The sequence below is a fragment of the Dyadobacter psychrotolerans genome, assembly GCF_004349265.1.
Classification (GTDB): domain Bacteria; phylum Bacteroidota; class Bacteroidia; order Cytophagales; family Spirosomataceae; genus Dyadobacter; species Dyadobacter psychrotolerans.
The window spans coordinates 1-2,807 of sequence record NZ_SMFL01000036.1 but is presented as its reverse complement, the minus strand read 5'-3'; the positions used below and the strand labels follow the sequence as shown (position 1 = coordinate 2,807).

Genomic DNA, 2,807 nt, shown 5'->3' with positions numbered 1-2,807 from the left:
TGTCTAAAACGGACTTCACCGGGCCAGTCATTTCGGAGTATCATGGGCCAGTCATAACGGAAATCAACGGGCCAAAATTCAGGATCATTTTTCGGAGGTCATTGGGCCAGGTTATCAGCAAGTCAAGATTTCGATTTTGACCGAAAACGGAGGTTACTGGGCCAATAATGATTTTGATTTCGGAAGTCAATGGGCCATTCCTTCGGGTGAGAGTTGGTCAAGGCATCTTAAAACGGAGGTCATTGGGCCAAAATCTGCTTCAATCCGATCCTGATCTGTCAATACAGGCAATCTAACTTCTTAAAAAACGGAAGTCATTGGGCCACTTTCCATGATTTATCATAGCCTTGTTTCTGAATTAAATCTCAGCGACATGGCCGGACAAAGGATCAATATCATGGAAATACGTAGCTTGATTGCATTAAAATTAAAGGGGTTAAGTAATAGAAAAATTGCAGATCTGTTAAAGATTAACCGTAAGACCGTTGATAATTATACCAGCCGTTTTTCAGCTCTGAATCTGGGCTTTGATGAGCTTATTAATCTTACAGAGCCCGATCTGAGGGATCTGTTTACCGAAGAGCCACAGACTGAAAAACAGCGATACGAACTGCTAGCTGCACGTTTTTCTTACTTCGAAAAGCAGCTTCGCAAGCCAGGGTGTACACTTCAGGCACTTTGGAAAGAATACCTTCAACAAAATCCACAGGGTTATAAATACACCCAGTTTACTTTTCATTATCGTCGTTGGCGCTCCCTAAATAACCATAGTGGAAAGCTTGATCATAAAGCCGGAGAAAAGCTCTTCATTGACTTCTGTGGCAAAAAATTATCCTACATCGATAAAGCGACCGGAGAACAAGTTGAAGTAGAGGTTTTTGTAGGTGTTCTGCCTTGCAGCCAGTATACTTTTGTAAAAGCCGTTGCTTCACAAAAAAGGGAGGATCTTATTCTTTGTCTGGACTCCTGTCTGCAATGGATTGGTGGTGTTCCACAGGCTATTGTATCGGATAATCTGAAAGCTGCTGTCAGCAAAGGCAGTAAATATGCCCCGGTAATTAATAGAACGCTTACTGATTTTGCGCTACATTATAGCTGTGCCGTCGATCCGGCCCGCCCGCATCACCCTCAGGATAAAGCGCTTGTAGAGCGCAGCGTCGAACTGGTATACCAACGGATCTTCTATCCTTTAAGCAAGTTCACCTTCTTTAGTCTGGATGAACTTAATAAGTCCATTAAAGGCCTTCTGGATGAATATAATGACTATTTATTCTCTCATGGGGGCGGCAGCAGGCGGAGCCACTTCGTGGACCTTGAAAAAGAATATCTCCAGGCGTTACCTACCGGTACTTATAGCATCCGCCATTACAGACGGGCCAAAGTCCAACGCACTGCCCATATTTTCCTGAGCGAAGACCACAACTATTATAGTGTCCCGTACCGCTTTACCGGCCTGTCTGTCGAAGTCCAGTATAACCACAATCATGTGGAGATATTTTATAACCACGACCGTATTGCCTTGCATAAAAGAAGTTACAGGCCAGGTCATTACACCACTGTGGCCGATCACATGCCTTCTACACATCGTGCTTATCAGCAGTGGTCGCCCCAGCATTTTGAAGACCGGGCCATACAAGTTGGCAGTTGTACTTTGGAGTATATCAAAAAGTTATTAGGTCAGTACAGCTATCCCGAAGTTGCCTATAAACAAGCGCAAGGTATCCTGGCCTTCCTGAAGCAATATGACAGGTCACGTTTAGAAAATGCATGCAAACGTGCGCTACTGTATCATAAGGCCTCTTATCATACGATTGAAAACATTCTTAAAAACAACCTGGACATGGAGGAGATCAATCAACAGCCAGAGTTGACTATTCCACAGCATGATAATATCCGCGGCGCAAGCCATTATAAGTAGTATTCCGGACCATGTTGACCCCGGTAAATTTTATAAACCAAAACAATTATGAACGAACACAACACCCTTGAAAAAATGCGCCGAATGCGCATGAACGCGATGGCTACACTTTATCATCGCTGCGTCAACGAACACCTGTATCAGGATTACTCTCTGGATGACTTCCTGTCTCTTCTGGTCGACACAGAATGGGAAAGCAGGCAAAGCCGTAACATAGAAAGCCTGATCCTCAGAGCTGGTTTTAAGCAAAACGCTGCCGCGTCTGACATCGACTACCAAACCACCAGAAATTTGGACAAAACAACCTTTGAAAGGCTGCTCAGCCTAAATTTTATTAGTAAAAAGGAGAACCTGATCATCACCGGACCCACTGGGTCTGGCAAGAGTTTTCTTGCTCAATCTCTTGGAATCAAAGCTTGCCAACTCCTCAATAAAACCATTTATTACAATACCGCCAGATTTTTTGACATTGCAAAGCTGGCTAAGCTCGAAGGCACCTACCATAAACTAATCAAACGTATACAGAAAGCAGAGCTTTTGATCCTGGACGACTTCGGGCTCGTATCTATTGATCAGGCAGCCAGAAATGTACTGCTCGACGTGATTGAAGAACGGTATGATAAATCGTCAACAATCATTGCAACCCAGATACCAGTCTCAAAATGGCATGGTCTGATTGGAGAAAATACCATTGCCGACGCGATTTTAGATCGAATTGTTTTTTCTTCCCACCGCATTGAGCTCGAAGGAGATTCCCTAAGAAAGAAAAAACAGTTGAGTACTTAAATTTAAACTACTATTATTGCACTTGGAAAGTGGCCCAATGATTCCCGAAACGCTTGGCCCTATATGCTCCGAAATGCCTGCCCCCATATCTCCGAAATAGACA

General features: G+C 43.7%; 2 protein-coding genes. Both read left to right on the top strand.

The features are described 5' to 3' along the window. The first annotated feature begins 397 nt into the window (after window positions 1-397). The gene (istA, locus tag E0F88_RS33455) at window positions 398-1,918 is read left to right on the top strand and encodes an IS21 family transposase (RefSeq protein ID WP_220466425.1); all 1,521 of its coding nucleotides are present in this window, start codon (window positions 398-400) and stop codon (window positions 1,916-1,918) included. A 48-nt stretch (window positions 1,919-1,966) separates the two neighbouring features. Beyond that, window positions 1,967-2,704: an IS21-like element helper ATPase IstB gene (istB, locus tag E0F88_RS33450; protein WP_131963143.1), complete on the top strand. Its 738-nt coding sequence runs from the start codon at window positions 1,967-1,969 to the stop codon at window positions 2,702-2,704. Window positions 2,705-2,807: the final 103 nt, after the last annotated feature.

Excerpts from the sequence above, each read along its gene's own strand:
- istA (WP_220466425.1), top strand. The coding sequence starts at position 398 with ATGGAAATACGTAGCTTGATTGCATTAAAATTAAAGGGGTTAAGTAAT.
- istB (WP_131963143.1), top strand. The coding sequence starts at position 1,967 with ATGAACGAACACAACACCCTTGAAAAAATGCGCCGAATGCGCATGAAC.